Source organism: Nitrosospira multiformis (genome assembly GCF_900110185.1).
In the GTDB taxonomy this organism is placed as follows: domain Bacteria; phylum Pseudomonadota; class Gammaproteobacteria; order Burkholderiales; family Nitrosomonadaceae; genus Nitrosospira; species Nitrosospira multiformis_A.
Map to the genome: position 1 here is coordinate 364,419 of NZ_FOCT01000001.1, position 13,884 is coordinate 378,302.

Here is a 13,884-nt window from a genome sequence, read left to right on the forward strand (position 1 = left end):
CCCGAGTCGTCGAAGGATCGAAGGCGCAAGCAGTATTCAGGACAAGCTCCTCCAGCATTCTCAGGACAAGTGTATCGGCGATTCAGCAAAGAGGAGGTGATCAATCCTATTTCGCGAACACGAAGCAGGTTTCACCCCAATTCCTGGTGGTTTTGAATCTGACTTTCAAACCTGCCTGCTCCATCAGCGCTACCGCTTCCTGCTGCTCCTCGACTGTTCCCAGCTCGACGATGACGGATCTCAGTGCCGGATTCCTGAGCACATTCCCCGCACCCCGGATGATGGCCATCTCGATGCCATCCACATCGATCTTAATGTAGTTGGGATAAGGAAATCCCCATTTTGAGCATAAGTTGTCGAGTGTCACCCCGAACATGCCCTGAATATGCGCGGCGGGTTTTTTCATATTCTTCAAATCTTCTTTTCCGAACTGGGAGCGATTTCCACCGCCTATGAATTTGGGAATATAAAGTTTCGAAAAGCCTTCCTCTCCGGAAACAGCCACGCAATAGGAGGTAATATTTTTCTCGAGCTTGTTGAGGTAAATGTTTTTATTCAACAAATAATAATTGGCGCACTGGGGCTCGAACGAATATACATGGATGTCCTTCCCGTATTTCTTTGCTGGATACAGGGAATACTGACCGATATTCGCTCCCAGATCGAAGAAACAGGAACCCGGTTCAAAACCGTCAAGCCAGTCCAGGGTATCGGGTTCTTTTATTGAATACGTTTTTGCCCGCTGGAGCGTCCGAAAATTGTCCACCGCGATACGTATGGATTGACCTTTGACATTGACTTTAGTGTAGCCGCCCTTCAACCCGTAGAGCGCTACAGCGCATCCGGATAATACATCCATGAAAAATGAAGACATCTATGCTGACCGTAACTTTATGAGTAGAGGTAAAAACAGAAAACAGTGGAAGGGCGAAGGATATCCGGTTTATAGTCCCGGAGCCCAGATATTTTTGCTGCAAACTCCCGAGTGCGGATCATCAACAGGGTGAGCGGCGCCGTCTACAGGTTGCTCAATCGTCACTTCAGCGGAAGCGGGAAATCCACATGCGAGGGTTCTGATTCCTTCTTTCGAGGCTTCAAGGGAATGACAAAGGGAAATCACCGTCAGGCAGAATCGTGTCTTATCCGCGGGGCAACATCCAGTCGTTGAGAATTTCTGTCTCGTAGGAAGAACCCGCCTCCGCGAGGACCGCTGAAACTTCCCCCAGGCTCACACCTCTTCTTGTCAGCATGCTTTTTTTGAGGAACGGGAATCCAAACTCGGTAATAAGCGGCTTCCACAGGTGAAAGGTCGATTCGACCCATTGCAGCGGCCTTTGATGATAATCAGTTGGAGCAAGAACCTGTCCCAGACTGTAGAGCGCTGCAAGACGAAAGCGCCGACTGAGGAAGCGGGAAAAACCGACTTCATATCTGCGAACGATGGCCAGCTTGAATTCCAGAACCTCGATTTCCGCAAAGAAGCGAAGAAATTCATCGGAGGACACGGCTTTTTTCTTGCAGTAGAGGAAATAGGACTGCAGGTGGGGATAAAAACGAAAAGAATCCGTCATTCCCACGATATCAGCCTCGCTGCCTTCGAGTCTGGCGATGATATTATCGATGCTGAAAAGCGGACCGAGAACGCTGTCGTTGGCTAACAGAAGACCACTGTGCTCGCGATATTCGGGATATTTTTCCAGAGCTGTTTTCCACCCATAGAAATCGTATCCTTTGTTCTCACGGTTTATTATTGCGATACAGCATCGAGACAGTTTTTCCAGATCGCTTCCAGAAATCATGCTGCTTGAGCTGATGAATACGATATCGAAACCGGCTAGCATCAGAGCATTGAGGTAGTAATACACGTTCTCCCTGACAACGCTATCTTTGTCGAAGCTGCAAAAAAGGCAAACGGGACGATCATAACGGGGAGATATGGCCTTTTCATACAACCTCACCAGCGGCCTTTCATCTGCCTTCTCTCTTTTAAGCAGGTAGAAGGATAAATCACGCGCATACTTCAAGTCTTTGACCACGCCCTTCACCGCCCATTTTATGGGTAAAGCGCGGTTGGGTTTGTGACGCAATTCAGACAGCTCCTCAGGCAGGATTTTCATGACCACCTGTGCCCCAGCATGACAGTCAACGTATTCAGGATATCAGCTTCGCTCGTTTTTTTGTCATCACGAATTTGCAGCATACAGGGAAAGCGCAGCGCAACACCTGCTTCATGCCGTGTCGATGGTGTACGAATCAATCTTTGATTTCCACCAGATAGCAGGTTCTTGATGCGACTCATGCCATATTGCGCGTTTATCCCCTTGAATGTACAGAACCGCCCTGGATGAACCGGAACCTAAAAAAGAAAAAAAGCAATAGCAGCCTATTGCTTCTGATACAGCCCCACGAGTTCCGATTGCGCGATGACATGTCCCTGCATCTCCTGCTCGATGATTGCCTTGGTGGGATGTTTCAGATCCGGAAGCATGATATCCAGTGCGTAGAGTTTATGAAAGTATCGATGCTTACCGATAGGGGGGCAGGGTCCGCCATACCCTGTACGCTGCCAGTCATTGAGCCCGCCGAGCGTTCCAATGGGAAGATCGGCTTCCGCCACTCCCTCAGGTAAACCTTGAGCCGCAGGAGGAATGTTATATAACACCCAGTGTACCCAGGTCAGCTTGGGAGCGGCGGGATCGGGCGCATCCGGATCATCCACAATCAAAACCAGGCTTTTCGCATTTTCCGGTATGTTGTCCCAGAACAGCTCGGGTGAAGTATCATGTCCCTGACAGGTATGACGAATAGGAATCTCTCCGTGATTCGCAAAGGATGAAGATGTTATTGTCATAGACATGCGAGACGCCTCCTTCTTTGGTTTTCTTTCCTTCTGGCTCAAGAGAATGTCCGGCTCAGCCGCTACAGAGATCGAAGCTGCCAGCATAGTCGTCATTACGCCTGGGAGCAGGCAGACAAGCATAATTTTCGGTAGGTCGCAGCGGCGCTGAAAAGCAAAATGCCACCTTATCATGATATGGAAATGAATCTTCTCTTTTCAACATTCAGCTTGGGGAGACGAACGGTCAGCACGCCGTTCTTGTAGTCCGCTTCCGCTTTGTCTTCATTCACCTCGACCGGTAACGGCAAGGTTCGTTGAAAAACGCCGTAAGCACGTTCCATGACATGATACTTACTATCATTTGTATCGCGCTCAAAGCGTTTTTCCCCTCTTAGAGAAAGCATCTTGCCCTCTATGCTGATCTCAAAGTCTTTTTTTTCCATCCCAGGCACTTCTATCCGTACCACGATTTCCCCGTCCGTTTCTTCCATATCCCCTGCCAGAATACTCCAGCGAGGAAAAGCTGGCGTGCTGGCAGCGGACTCCTGCCCTTTGTCTTCCTCACCCTTGCGGTGTACAAAGTGCGTAAGAGCATCGCTGCCATGGTGGACGAGTTCACGCCAGCCGTCTGAAATGTGATCCCATGTCCGACTGAGTCTCCGGCTGATATTTTCACCTGCATTCTTCACGGAATCCATCATGATCGTGCTCCTTCCGATTATGGGAAAAGCCAGCAATGACCGGCTGGGCGAAAACTCCCTTCACGTATTTCCAGTCGCCCCTTGATCCCGTTGGTCTTTTAATGCCGTTGTCTTGCTTCCCTCTGCCGCTGATAATTTGTCAGCCGGGAAATAGCCAGCAGTTCTTCCGATAGCAGTTCCAGCAAGTCGTCGAGCGTAAGAATGCCCACCAGGACGCCATTCTCGCCCACTACCGGCAAGCGCCGCACCGTCTTGCTGCGCATGTATTGAATTGCCTCGAATACCCCCACGCTTTCTTTCACGGTGACGAGTTCCTGCTCCATGATGTCGCCCACGGTGATGACAGCAGCATTCAACTCGGTTGCCATGATTTCCACCACGAGGTCGCGATCGGTGACAATTCCGACGGGAATATTGAGGCCATCCCGCTCTTCGACAACGACCACATCGCCCACATGGTGCTGACGCATGAGTTTGGCTGCCTCCCCAATCGTCTCATCCCGCTTCACGATTACAGTATCACGATTACAAATTTCACCCACAGGCATCCTGCCCTCCACTGTGATCACACTCTCATTGTAGGGACGGTGAGGTATGTTGCAATTGGGAACACGTATCGGGTTTGTACCAAAACGCTACATCCAAAGTTTTTTCTAACGTGCCCAGTGCACGCGCAACAAATACTCTTCCGGGTTATAGTGAAATTCCAGATCGCCCTGATACGCGTCGTGTATGGCTTCGCCGATGCCTCTCGCCAGATGGATATCAGTGGTCGTCACCAGGGTTCCTCCGTCTTTTTCTTCAACGGCCATGATGCGATTGAACGGATGCTCGACCTTTTCACGCTTTTCCACATTGTGAACGATGTGCATGATTTCACTGTGATGCGCGGCATAGAACTCGCCACTCAATGTAACGAAGCCAGCAGGGAAATCATCCCGGATACGCTGGCAGGCAGCACACATTTCCTGGTAAGCGCCCGGGGGCGCTTCGCTCCATTGCCAGCGCCCTTCATGGAATACGGCCCCGCAACTGGGACACACAGTGGGTTCCGGCAGTTTGTGCCGCGCCCTGTAAGGATCGTGGATACGCTCCTTGAAGAGCTTGTCATGCCGGGAAATCTGGCGAAAGCCGACAAATGGAGGGTGCGTCATGGTGGAGTTCCTGTTATGTGGAGCGGAACGATCAGTCTGATGACCCGAAGAGCACTGCCCGGATTATTTCACCTCGATACGTTTCGCGGTTTTTCCCTCCTTCTTCGGCAACGTCAGTTCCAATGTGCCGTTTTCATATTTTGCCTCGGCCTTGGCCTCATCCACTTCGCTTCCCAGAGTGAAACTCCTGTAGCTCGATCCCTGATGGCATTCCCGGCAAATCACCCTCTCGCCTTCTTTTTCCTCTTTTTCCTGCTTTGTTTCGCAGCTGATGGAAACGCGGTTGCCCTCTACCTGAACCTTGACATCCTCCTTTTTTACTCCAGGTATGTCTGCACGAACCGTATAGGCGTTGTCATTTTCGGTAAGATCGATCTTGATCTGAGGGGTGGTTTCCATATCCATTGAGAATGGACGCATTCCCCAATTCTTGAACCAGTCATCCAGATTGTAAAACGGGTCATAGCGCATGATGTCGCCAGTAAGAGGCGAGCGACGAGCAATGTTTGCCATGGTTTTCTCCTTTAGAATGTGAATTAAATGAACGACCTTTTCTACCCTTGTTGCCTCATTCCCTGCCAGCATTACGCATTACATGCCTTGAATCCTTTGCCTGAATCTCTGCATCTCCTGCTGTCAAAAATTCCTGCCCGAATAAGGCATTCCATCCGATTCCGTATCCGGGTCCGACCAGTCCTGTGTTTCCCCATAGCCATAGCGGATGCCGCCGCCGCGCCGCTCGACCTGGTAATAACTCGAGGTAGAAATCACTTGATGACCTTTCCTCCGTTCCTGCCTGTATAGTCCATAAGATCCGGTTACTGCCGGACTGTCGGTAATCGCTTTTTCTGTATTCTCGACCGGGTTTCCGATCCCGCTCTCGTTGATCCTTGCGTTGCCTCTGTCAGATGATGTGCTCAAGATTTTCCCTCTAGAACTGTTGATCGGCTGCGCCACTGCACCGCTGTGACTGTGCTACTGTGATTAAAAGGCTTAGCTCTTTCTAACGGCTAGACCTTCCGATTTTTAACATCTGGTCGAGGAATCGCTCTGTACGTTGTCTAACATTCGGGTGACAAACTCTGGATAAGCTGTCCGCCACGGGTAACAAGACCTGCTTATCCAGGGTAGTCATAAGGCTTCCAGAGATTAACCTGTATTCCCGTTGCTGCTACCTTTTACCCTTGCAGATTCCCGGGCAGTCGGCGCCGCCCCGTGTGGGATCGCAATCATCCCTGGGATCATCCACACAGGCCTGGCCTTCAGGGCAGGGGATCCCGGCTATCCCGCCGCAGGCTTGGGACTCGGACTTCTTGCACTCCCCTTCATGTTCGACGGAAACACCGGCAGCTGCTGCGGTGCATGAGTTGCTGTAAGTCTTGCCATCACATCCACAAACAGGCTTGAAGATTTGCGGACAAATGGTGGGCTTGGTCTTGCATTGACCTTGCGCGTCCGGCATCTTGCATTTGGCCCCAAAGTCGCAATACTGGTTTGCATCGGGACAACGTGTTCCAGCGATACCCCCGCAAACAGCTCCGCCTCCTCCGCCTTCAATAGGTTTGCACTGATCGGTGAGCTCCACATTGAGGAACGTTCCTGCCCTAGGACGAATATCACGCAGACGCTTGATGAATGCTTTGAACTCTCCCGGCTTCGAGCTGAAGCCTGCTTCCGCGCAGGCGTTCAATCCCCCCTCTATCGGAATAGGCCCCCCTGCTCTTGGACTATAAACAGCGAAAGTGTCCACTGTTTCTTCGCTGATAGCCTTTCCCACCGTCTTTCGTACGGCTTTCAGCGCGCTGCTGTCCAGCGCCCCTCCGGTACTGCCGAGATTGATGTTCACGGCACGGTTTGCAGCATCTCCACCGGCTCCCCTATCTTCACCTTGCTGCGCAAAAACCGGGAGTGCGCCAAATATGGCTGCTCCGACCAGAAACACAACATAACTCAATTTCTTCATCGCTTCCTCCATCAACAGGTAGTGTGGTTACATCATTTGCCCTTTCCCTTTTGATGATGTCTACGTTTTGTATTTTTTTTCCAGATCACGGTCAACTCGATAAGAGCGGCGATAGTGTCACCCTCGGATATGATTCCTCCGTCGGCGCGCCATCACACCCATCAAACCCAGTCCGGTAAGAAACAAAGCATATTGCTCCGGCTCTGGCACTGCGGTTACTGTTAATGTCACATCGTGCTCGTGGTAACTCACGCCAAAAGTTACGCCCGAACCAAATTCATGCGTGTCGACCTCGGTGAATGTCGAATTTGCCAAGCGCTCATCGAAAGTAGCTACCACAAAGCTGTCACCCACAACAGGCGCGTAGCCTAGATTCCCTATGCCGATTACTCCACCGAATGTTACATCGTCGGTAACCGTTAACTGGTCAAAACTGCTCAGACTGGCAAGCTCGAAGTTGATTACACCGCCTGAGCCTTGAGTGAGATCGCCGTCGATCGTGAGATGACCGATGCCATCGCCAGGATTGATTGCACCGCTATTGGATAAACCAGACGTCGGTGTGATAACTGTACCGTTGCCTTGTATAATCTCCGTGTTAACGAAACAATCCGCACCTCCACAAGAAGACTGGAAGCTTGCTCCCGCGCTGATATTTATCGTTCCAGCGTTATTCATGGCGTGGGCTACATTAAACACACCCGCCTGCACATTCACCGTTCCCGTGTTATTGAACCCCACGCCCCCGCCAATGTTGGTAAGCGTATTGGTCTGCTTGTTGTAAGTCCCGCTGTTGTTGAATGTCCCAGTGCCCGCCATCTGATCATTAAAGGCATTGGTGTCCGTATAGGTCCCGGTGTTGTTGAAGGTGCCGTTGTTGAAGAAGATATCGTTGGCCCCGTTGCCTGTATTGCCGCTCCAGGTAGTGTTGCCAGCATTCACTGTGCGCCCGCCTGAAATAACCTTGGCGCCGTTGCCGCTTAGCTCCAGCGTGCTGTTAAAGGTCGTGGTGGCCCCACCCGTAATGGAACCCCCCGTCCAGGTAGCAGCACCACCAATGGGTGTGCTGGTACCCGCCAATGCTCCGCCTGAAAGCAGAAATTTCGAAGTGTGGCTGCCTCCATTGAGATTAGCCGTGCCTCCACTTATCTCAAACGTGCCGCCACCGCTGGTTGTTACACCGTTCAGGTTGTGGGTGCCAAAGTTGAGATCAAGGGTTGCACCATCGGCAATGGCAAAACTGCCGCTGTGAGTGCCGCTCCCTTGCAGGCGCAAGGTCCCCGCATTGACATTCACCGTTCCCGTGTTATTGAACCCCACGCCCCCGCCAATGTTGGTAAGCGTATTGGTCTGCTTGTTGTAAGTCCCGCTGTTGTTGAATGTCCCAGTGCCCGCCATCTGATCATTAAAGGCATTGGTGTCCGTATAGGTCCCGGTGTTGTTGAAGGTGCCGTTGTTGAAGAAGATATCGTTGGCCCCGTTGCCTGTATTGCCGCTCCAGGTAGTGTTGCCAGCATTCACTGTGCGCCCGCCTGAAATAACCTTGGCGCCGTTGCCGCTTAGCTCCAGCGTGCTGTTAAAGGTCGTGGTGGCCCCACCCGTAATGGAACCCCCCGTCCAGGTACTCAAACCGCTGAGCATAAGGTTGCCTGTACCTCCAAGGGCGCCTCCTGATAAATCAACACTCGTTATCGATGTGTTGAATGACAGAGTGGAGATCCCGCTGTCGATAATTGCCTTATCACCGCTGCCCGGCACACCCGTGGGCGACCAGTTCGTATCGACTCCAAACTCTCCTGTGCCACCAAACCATGTGCGATCAACAGCAAAAGCGGGTTGAATAACGCCGGATGCAGCCATCGCTGCTGCGATCGGCAGTATCTGAAAAACGTTGCGGCTCACGGATTCAATTTTTATACCCTGATGATTGTTCTTCGTATTTTTCATTTTATGCCTCCTCCGAGTTCATTTGATTTTTGTCTGTTCACGGCTTCTTTTTATCTACAAGGCAACATTTTTAAAATAGACCGCATTTTTCAAAAAGCAAGGAAATCGAGGCATTGAGTGTGAATTCATATATCGAAGATAGCGAAGGCGGATTTTCGGGTAGCTGAAATCAGAGCAGATGATCAGATACTGTTTGGCAACAATTCTCGAACAGGAGAAAAACTCGGTTAATCTCGGTTATAGGGGTGGAGAAACCTAAATTTGAGGCATGATTACGCCTTTCACCTACTGGCATTGATGCTGTCTCTCAGACAGAATTGTTCGACAATGGAATGCAGAAAAGGGAAAGGGTTGAGGGCTTCTGGTATGGTTCAGGTATAAGGCCGAAAGCTTGACCGAAAGGTAAGGAGCGCGATCCAGTCCGTAGACGGAAGACCGGCAAAGGAGTATTTTCAACTTTGAGGAGTAGAAAATGCGAGGAGATGGCTTGCTCAGCTCCCCATGCAAGCGGTTCGCTTGAACGATTGGAGTGCAGTGCGCTTCGCTTCCTGCACGGCCACCTTAAGGAATCAGGAATCGAGAAACACGGTCCCCTACAAGCCTGAAGGATAAGTCTCATCCAATTCGCCCGCCCGGCGGTGGACGAATGCGGGTAACGGTTGTAGCGCTTCCGTCTTGTCGAGATGAATCATGAAATCGAATTGCTGCGGGAGACAGGCATAGAAGTAATGACTCATCCTCTCGGTTTCAGGTCGGTAGATCACTCCGATGGCCCGTTGCAGCCGCTCCTCCCGCAGGAACTCCATGGCTTCGCCATCGGTGGTGAGATCGAAAAAGAAACGTTTCTTGGCGAGTTGCGAAAAAATTTCTTCGTAACTGCCTGCAAGCGGTTCGCGGACGGTTTTCGTTTCGGCAGGTCCGTCCCAATCAGTTGCCGCGGTCACGCTGCCTCGGCTCGTCGAAAATCCGATGCGGAATGACTTATCCCGATATTTCTCGGTTACGAGCTGGCCGATGTTGAATTCGCCGCGCCGCCCCATCTCGGTGGCCGCCGCATTGCCCAGATGAGAATTGTGGGCCCAGACAATGATGCGCGCTTCCCGCTTCAGTTGGTCTTCCAGATGGCTGGCGAGCTTCTCGAGCGTCTCAAACATATGCCGGTCTCTCAGGTTCCAGGTATTGGGCCTTCCCCTGAACATGGCGCGATAATACTTCTCCGCATTTTTTACCAGCTCGGCATTCTGCTGCGCCGAAAAATATTCATTTCCGGCAAACACGCCATCCTTTTCAACGTAAAGCCGTCCTTTTCGCTGAAGCTGCATGAGCTGTGCGATCACTTCCTGCTCGCACGAGTCCCACCGGCCGGACGCAATGGCATAACCATACGCCTGCGGATTTTCGATGAATTGGCCAAAGCAACCGTAGCGCGCGCGGGCAGCGAGAGCTTCTTCCGGGTCGACCTTATCCAGATATGCCAGCACTGCCCGCATCGAGGTTGTCATACTGTATAAATCGAGTCCATAAAACCCCACCGGTTCCTGTTGCTCGCGCTTGTGTCTCCCCGTCTCCTGGTTATAGTTGCGCAACCATGTGATGAAAGCGAATACTTCGGTATTCCTCCACATCCACGTGGGAAACCGTTCGAAATTGGACAAGGCTGCATCCGCATCCTTGTCTTCCGATCGGTCGGCAACAAAACGGTTGACCCGATAAGCATCCGGCCAGTCCGCCTCGACTGCAACAGCATCGAATCCGTCCTCGACAATGAGGTGTTGAGTAATTTCAGCCCGCAGGCGATAAAATTCGGCTGTACCGTGACTCGCTTCACCGATCAGGACAAATTTTTTTCCCTGCACATGCTCGCGTACTGCGCGTATCAACTCATGACCAGCACTGTATTCTGCAACAGTATGCGCGTCCTGCTCCAGCACATCGATCAAATGGTAATCAAAATCGATATTAGCCATAATGAAATCCTCCTTGACCCTCAGGCGACCGAATCCTGTAATTCCCTCAGTCTCCTTTAAGTTCCTCCTTGAGTCTCCCCTTAAGTCACTCTCTTTGGAGTTTCGGTTGTTCGCCGAGAGGTTGTTTCCTGCTCCAGGAGCGCCAGCACCTCCTCATCCGGAGTCTGCATGAAATTGTCATACCATTGCCCTACCCCGAAAAAAGGTTCGGGCGTATACAGGCACACGAGATCGTCCGCCTCCTGGCGGATTTTTCGACATGCCGATGTTGTGCCGACGGGTACAGCCACAACGATTCTTGCAGCGCCGGCTTCGCGTAAAGAAACAATGGCAGCGCGCACGGTCGCACCCGTAGCTAGACCGTCATCGACGAGAATGATTGTTTTCCCCTGAATGTCCGGGGCAGGCATGCCTCTACGATAAAGCTTATTGCGCCGCTCCAGCTCAGTCCGCTCCCTGGCTATGACAGCATCGATGGAACCCTCATCGATATTCAGAAGTTTGATGATTTCCTTGTTGAGGACAAGAGTGTCTGTCCCCGCCATTGCTCCCATCGCCAGTTCCTCCTGGCCCGGCACACCCAGTTTCCGTACAAGCCATATATCTAGCGGTACGGCCAGCGCCCGCGCAATCTCGTAAGCAACCGGTACCCCGCCGCGTGGAAGCGCCAGAACAAGGACGTCGGTTCTTCCAGCGTAGATCGACAACGCTTCCCCCAGCATCCTCCCTGCTTCGGCTCTGTCTGCAAAGTGATATACGGTGCCCGGCATGGCTTTATTGCCGATCTAGCAATGGTTCTGAAACCATTCTGCGGCAAGACCGGCAGCTGCCTCCAGCGTTCCCGGTTCTTCAAACAGATGAGTGGCGTTCGGCACGATTTCCAGTTTCGATTCGGTATTGAGGCGGGCAAGCGCTTCCTTGTTCAGCTCCAGAACCTGCGGATCGTTTTCCCCCACGATGAGAAGTACAGGCGCTACAACCTCCGGTAAATAAGCACCCGCGAGATCGGGACGTCCACCTCGTGAAACCACGGCCATGATATTTTCCGGACGCTGCGCCGCTGCAATCAGCGCTGCCCCAGCGCCGGTGCTCGCTCCAAACCAGCCTATTTTCAAATCTGTCGTCTGCGACTCCTGCTGGAGCCAGGCAGCGATATCGATCAACCTGTCCGCGAGCATCGGAATATCGAACCGCAGATGCCGCGTGCGCATGTCAGTAACTTCCTCCTCTTCAGTCAGGAGATCAGCAAGGAGAGTGGCGAAGTTATATGCGTTCAACATTTCCGCTACATAGCGATTGCGAATGCTGTGCCGGCTGCTGCCGCTGCCATGAGCGAAGGCAATAATGGCCCGCGGGTGGGGCGGCATCGTCAGATCAGCATTCAGCACCACACCGCTCGCCGGGATGCGAACAGCCCGGGCTTCAGAAACGTCATCATACAAGGAGTTCATAGCACACATCCCTAGTGATTAAACGCGGATACCCATTAACAAAAGCAAAAGGAGCAATGCGACAAAACGATCTGGTTATTCAGATAGTATTTACGACGTTGGCTTCCTTTTCCGTTCGTTGCCCAACATAGTGAGTTTCCCGATATTTCACCAAACCAGCTGAGAAGTATAGAAAGCGGTAGCAACAAAGAAAGTACGGAAATATTTGTGGCAGCAGCTATGATTTGGAGTAACCGATATTCGCCGCACAATCAACGGAAAGGGAAGCGACTCGAATGAAAACGGTCTATCGCATTTATCCGGCAGTAGGAATCGCGCGCATAGGAAACAGCGAGAGCGCGTATTTTTTGGGTCCCGAATCTCCCGGAATCGTTCCCCCTGGTCCCTACCGCGACAATTCCGGAAAAATAAAGCCGCAGGCAGTCCGATTCAGGATTTATAAATTCATCCGGGATGATTTCGGCAAAGAAATCATCGACAGCGAAATCGTTGCGAATGAAAAAACAACGATTAGATGGAACGTTCACCTCGTCAATAGCAAAGCAGCAGGGGGAAATTTTCCTCCTGGCGGTCCTGGAGGTTCGCCACGGAATCCAGGATATGATCGCGCGGGACTCATTGTCGATGCGGGATTACAGTCAATATCGGGAAAGAGCAAACCCACTGTTCCATTGAGTGGAGAAATAGATTTCATAAGGAATGGCAACGTCGAAGGCAGTGCAAAGATCGAGTTTGGGCGCATGCTCACGGACGAAAATGGGCGGCTGGTCGTTGTCGGCGGTCCAGGCAAGTCAGGCTCTCCCCTGGGCAGGGGGTTGAACAGCTTTGCCAACAACGATGGCTGGTACGATGGTGTTTCCGACGGTCCGGTGAATGCCGTGGTGGAGGTCGAGGGAGAAGCGCCCGTTACTGCCGAAGAAGGCGCGTGGGTTGTCGTCGCTCCCCCTTCCTACGCGCCCGGCATTGAAAACGTAACCACCTGGTACGATCAGGCCGTCAACGTCGCCTCCAGAAACTTCGCTCCCCTCCTCATAAAAAATGTGCCATCGTTCACCCGCCACATTTACCCCATTCTGAAGCGCGTGGTGATGATTCACTGGGTAGTCGAGGAGAGAAACCGGCATCACGGGGGCACCGGCAATTTTCTGAATCCGGCTCGATTGAGCAAACTCGCGGACAAGACCGAGAATGGAAGGTCCGCGCGCGAGACGGTCTTAAGCTGGCTGACGAAACCCAACACTCATGTTGATCCCAATACCCCGCCGCGCCAGACGCCACCCAGCATGCCTAAAGTGAACAGCGGATTGGATCCGGATAACCCTGAGCGAGGAGAATACACCGCGCTCACGGAATATCAGTATGCGCTCATGGAAAAATGGGCACAGGGCGATTTCGAAGCGGACTGGACGGGCGAACCGACACCGGTCGCTTTCGACGAATTGCCATTGAATCAGCAGCCGGACGCTTTAACCCGCGCTGCCCTGGAAGGATGCATCGGGGCGCCGTTCTTTCCCGGGATCGAAGTCACGTACGTGATCGCGCAAGCAGGAACTTACCAGGCGCCTTTTCGAATCAGGCAGACACTTCCTCCGGGTTTTCTGACGGAACGCATGGCGTTACCCTGGCAGGCGGATTTTCTGGCTTGCGGAGAGCTGTGGTGGCCAGCCCAACGCCCTGTCGATGTCCTCACCGCCTCCGGGCTGCGACCATTTTCCCGCGGCATAGAGGACTATGTTGACATGGTCCGGTGGTGGACCGAACTGGGCTTTATCGTGAAGAAAGGCGACCAATATGTCGAGGATGAGCGCAGACCCATCGCGGGTCAGACCTGACCCGGCCAGGAAGGGAAAAAGGAGGACCGC

General features: G+C 52.3%; 15 protein-coding genes. 1 reads left to right on the forward strand and 14 read right to left on the reverse strand.

The window, feature by feature from the left end; translation table 11 throughout:
* Positions 1-106 precede the first annotated feature (106 nt).
* The 14 genes from BMY01_RS01765 to BMY01_RS01830 all read right to left on the reverse strand — a co-directional run bounded on the left by BMY01_RS01765 (position 107) and on the right by BMY01_RS01830 (position 12,022).
* The gene (locus tag BMY01_RS01765; protein ID WP_074743852.1) at positions 107-874 is read right to left on the reverse strand and encodes an FkbM family methyltransferase; all 768 of its coding nucleotides are present in this window, start codon (positions 872-874) and stop codon (positions 107-109) included.
* A gap of 265 nt (positions 875-1,139) precedes the next feature.
* Positions 1,140-2,117, reverse strand: a complete 978-nt coding sequence (locus BMY01_RS01770) for a rhamnan synthesis F family protein (protein ID WP_074743853.1) — start codon at positions 2,115-2,117, stop codon at positions 1,140-1,142.
* Complete coding sequence (locus BMY01_RS01775) at positions 2,114-2,299, reverse strand: hypothetical protein (RefSeq protein WP_074743854.1); 186 nt, start codon at positions 2,297-2,299, stop codon at positions 2,114-2,116. Before BMY01_RS01775 ends, BMY01_RS01770 begins: the two co-directional genes overlap by 4 nt.
* An 84-nt stretch (positions 2,300-2,383) precedes the next feature.
* Complete coding sequence (locus BMY01_RS01780) at positions 2,384-2,857, reverse strand: YbhB/YbcL family Raf kinase inhibitor-like protein (RefSeq protein WP_074743968.1); 474 nt, start codon at positions 2,855-2,857, stop codon at positions 2,384-2,386.
* Positions 2,858-3,027: 170 nt separating this feature from the next.
* Complete coding sequence (locus tag BMY01_RS01785; protein WP_074743855.1) at positions 3,028-3,540, reverse strand: Hsp20/alpha crystallin family protein; 513 nt, start codon at positions 3,538-3,540, stop codon at positions 3,028-3,030.
* A gap of 98 nt (positions 3,541-3,638) precedes the next feature.
* Complete coding sequence (locus BMY01_RS01790; protein WP_074743856.1) at positions 3,639-4,088, reverse strand: CBS domain-containing protein; 450 nt, start codon at positions 4,086-4,088, stop codon at positions 3,639-3,641.
* Between the two features lie 105 nt (positions 4,089-4,193).
* Entirely contained in the window at positions 4,194-4,694 is a 501-nt protein-coding gene (locus BMY01_RS01795) for a BCAM0308 family protein (RefSeq protein WP_074743857.1), read from the reverse strand.
* 63 nt (positions 4,695-4,757) lie between these two features.
* Positions 4,758-5,207, reverse strand: a complete 450-nt coding sequence (locus tag BMY01_RS01800; RefSeq protein ID WP_074743858.1) for an Hsp20/alpha crystallin family protein — start codon at positions 5,205-5,207, stop codon at positions 4,758-4,760.
* Between the two features lie 123 nt (positions 5,208-5,330).
* The gene (locus BMY01_RS01805; RefSeq protein WP_074743859.1) at positions 5,331-5,615 is read right to left on the reverse strand and encodes a hypothetical protein; all 285 of its coding nucleotides are present in this window, start codon (positions 5,613-5,615) and stop codon (positions 5,331-5,333) included.
* Positions 5,616-5,865: 250 nt separating this feature from the next.
* Positions 5,866-6,657: a Kazal-type serine protease inhibitor family protein gene (locus tag BMY01_RS01810; protein ID WP_074743969.1), complete on the reverse strand. Its 792-nt coding sequence runs from the start codon at positions 6,655-6,657 to the stop codon at positions 5,866-5,868.
* Between the two features lie 117 nt (positions 6,658-6,774).
* On the reverse strand, positions 6,775-8,604 hold the full coding sequence (locus tag BMY01_RS01815; protein WP_074743860.1) for a PEP-CTERM sorting domain-containing protein: 1,830 nt from the start codon (positions 8,602-8,604) through the stop codon (positions 6,775-6,777).
* 593 nt (positions 8,605-9,197) lie between these two features.
* Complete coding sequence (locus BMY01_RS01820) at positions 9,198-10,571, reverse strand: erythromycin esterase family protein (protein WP_074743861.1); 1,374 nt, start codon at positions 10,569-10,571, stop codon at positions 9,198-9,200.
* 80 nt (positions 10,572-10,651) lie between these two features.
* Positions 10,652-11,341 (reverse strand): phosphoribosyltransferase, encoded by a 690-nt coding sequence (locus BMY01_RS01825; RefSeq protein ID WP_074743862.1) that lies wholly within the window; start codon positions 11,339-11,341, stop codon positions 10,652-10,654.
* A 15-nt stretch (positions 11,342-11,356) separates the two neighbouring features.
* Positions 11,357-12,022, reverse strand: coding sequence for a dienelactone hydrolase family protein (locus BMY01_RS01830; protein ID WP_081353629.1), 666 nt, complete (start codon positions 12,020-12,022; stop codon positions 11,357-11,359).
* A 275-nt stretch (positions 12,023-12,297) separates the two neighbouring features.
* Between BMY01_RS01830 and BMY01_RS01835 the strand changes: the two genes are divergently transcribed.
* On the forward strand, positions 12,298-13,854 hold the full coding sequence (locus BMY01_RS01835; RefSeq protein WP_074743864.1) for a LodA/GoxA family CTQ-dependent oxidase: 1,557 nt from the start codon (positions 12,298-12,300) through the stop codon (positions 13,852-13,854).
* Positions 13,855-13,884 lie beyond the last annotated feature (30 nt).

Excerpts from the sequence above, each read along its gene's own strand:
- BMY01_RS01765 (WP_074743852.1), bottom strand. The coding sequence starts at position 874 with ATGTCTTCATTTTTCATGGATGTATTATCCGGATGCGCTGTAGCGCTC.
- BMY01_RS01770 (WP_074743853.1), bottom strand. The coding sequence starts at position 2,117 with ATGAAAATCCTGCCTGAGGAGCTGTCTGAATTGCGTCACAAACCCAAC.
- BMY01_RS01775 (WP_074743854.1), bottom strand. The coding sequence starts at position 2,299 with ATGAGTCGCATCAAGAACCTGCTATCTGGTGGAAATCAAAGATTGATT.
- BMY01_RS01780 (WP_074743968.1), bottom strand. The coding sequence starts at position 2,857 with ATGTCTATGACAATAACATCTTCATCCTTTGCGAATCACGGAGAGATT.
- BMY01_RS01785 (WP_074743855.1), bottom strand. The coding sequence starts at position 3,540 with ATGATGGATTCCGTGAAGAATGCAGGTGAAAATATCAGCCGGAGACTC.
- BMY01_RS01790 (WP_074743856.1), bottom strand. The coding sequence starts at position 4,088 with ATGCCTGTGGGTGAAATTTGTAATCGTGATACTGTAATCGTGAAGCGG.
- BMY01_RS01795 (WP_074743857.1), bottom strand. The coding sequence starts at position 4,694 with ATGACGCACCCTCCATTTGTCGGCTTTCGCCAGATTTCCCGGCATGAC.
- BMY01_RS01800 (WP_074743858.1), bottom strand. The coding sequence starts at position 5,207 with ATGGCAAACATTGCTCGTCGCTCGCCTCTTACTGGCGACATCATGCGC.
- BMY01_RS01810 (WP_074743969.1), bottom strand. The coding sequence starts at position 6,657 with ATGAAGAAATTGAGTTATGTTGTGTTTCTGGTCGGAGCAGCCATATTT.
- BMY01_RS01815 (WP_074743860.1), bottom strand. The coding sequence starts at position 8,604 with ATGAAAAATACGAAGAACAATCATCAGGGTATAAAAATTGAATCCGTG.
- BMY01_RS01820 (WP_074743861.1), bottom strand. The coding sequence starts at position 10,571 with ATGGCTAATATCGATTTTGATTACCATTTGATCGATGTGCTGGAGCAG.
- BMY01_RS01825 (WP_074743862.1), bottom strand. The coding sequence starts at position 11,341 with ATGCCGGGCACCGTATATCACTTTGCAGACAGAGCCGAAGCAGGGAGG.
- BMY01_RS01830 (WP_081353629.1), bottom strand. The coding sequence starts at position 12,022 with ATGAACTCCTTGTATGATGACGTTTCTGAAGCCCGGGCTGTTCGCATC.
- BMY01_RS01835 (WP_074743864.1), top strand. The coding sequence starts at position 12,298 with ATGAAAACGGTCTATCGCATTTATCCGGCAGTAGGAATCGCGCGCATA.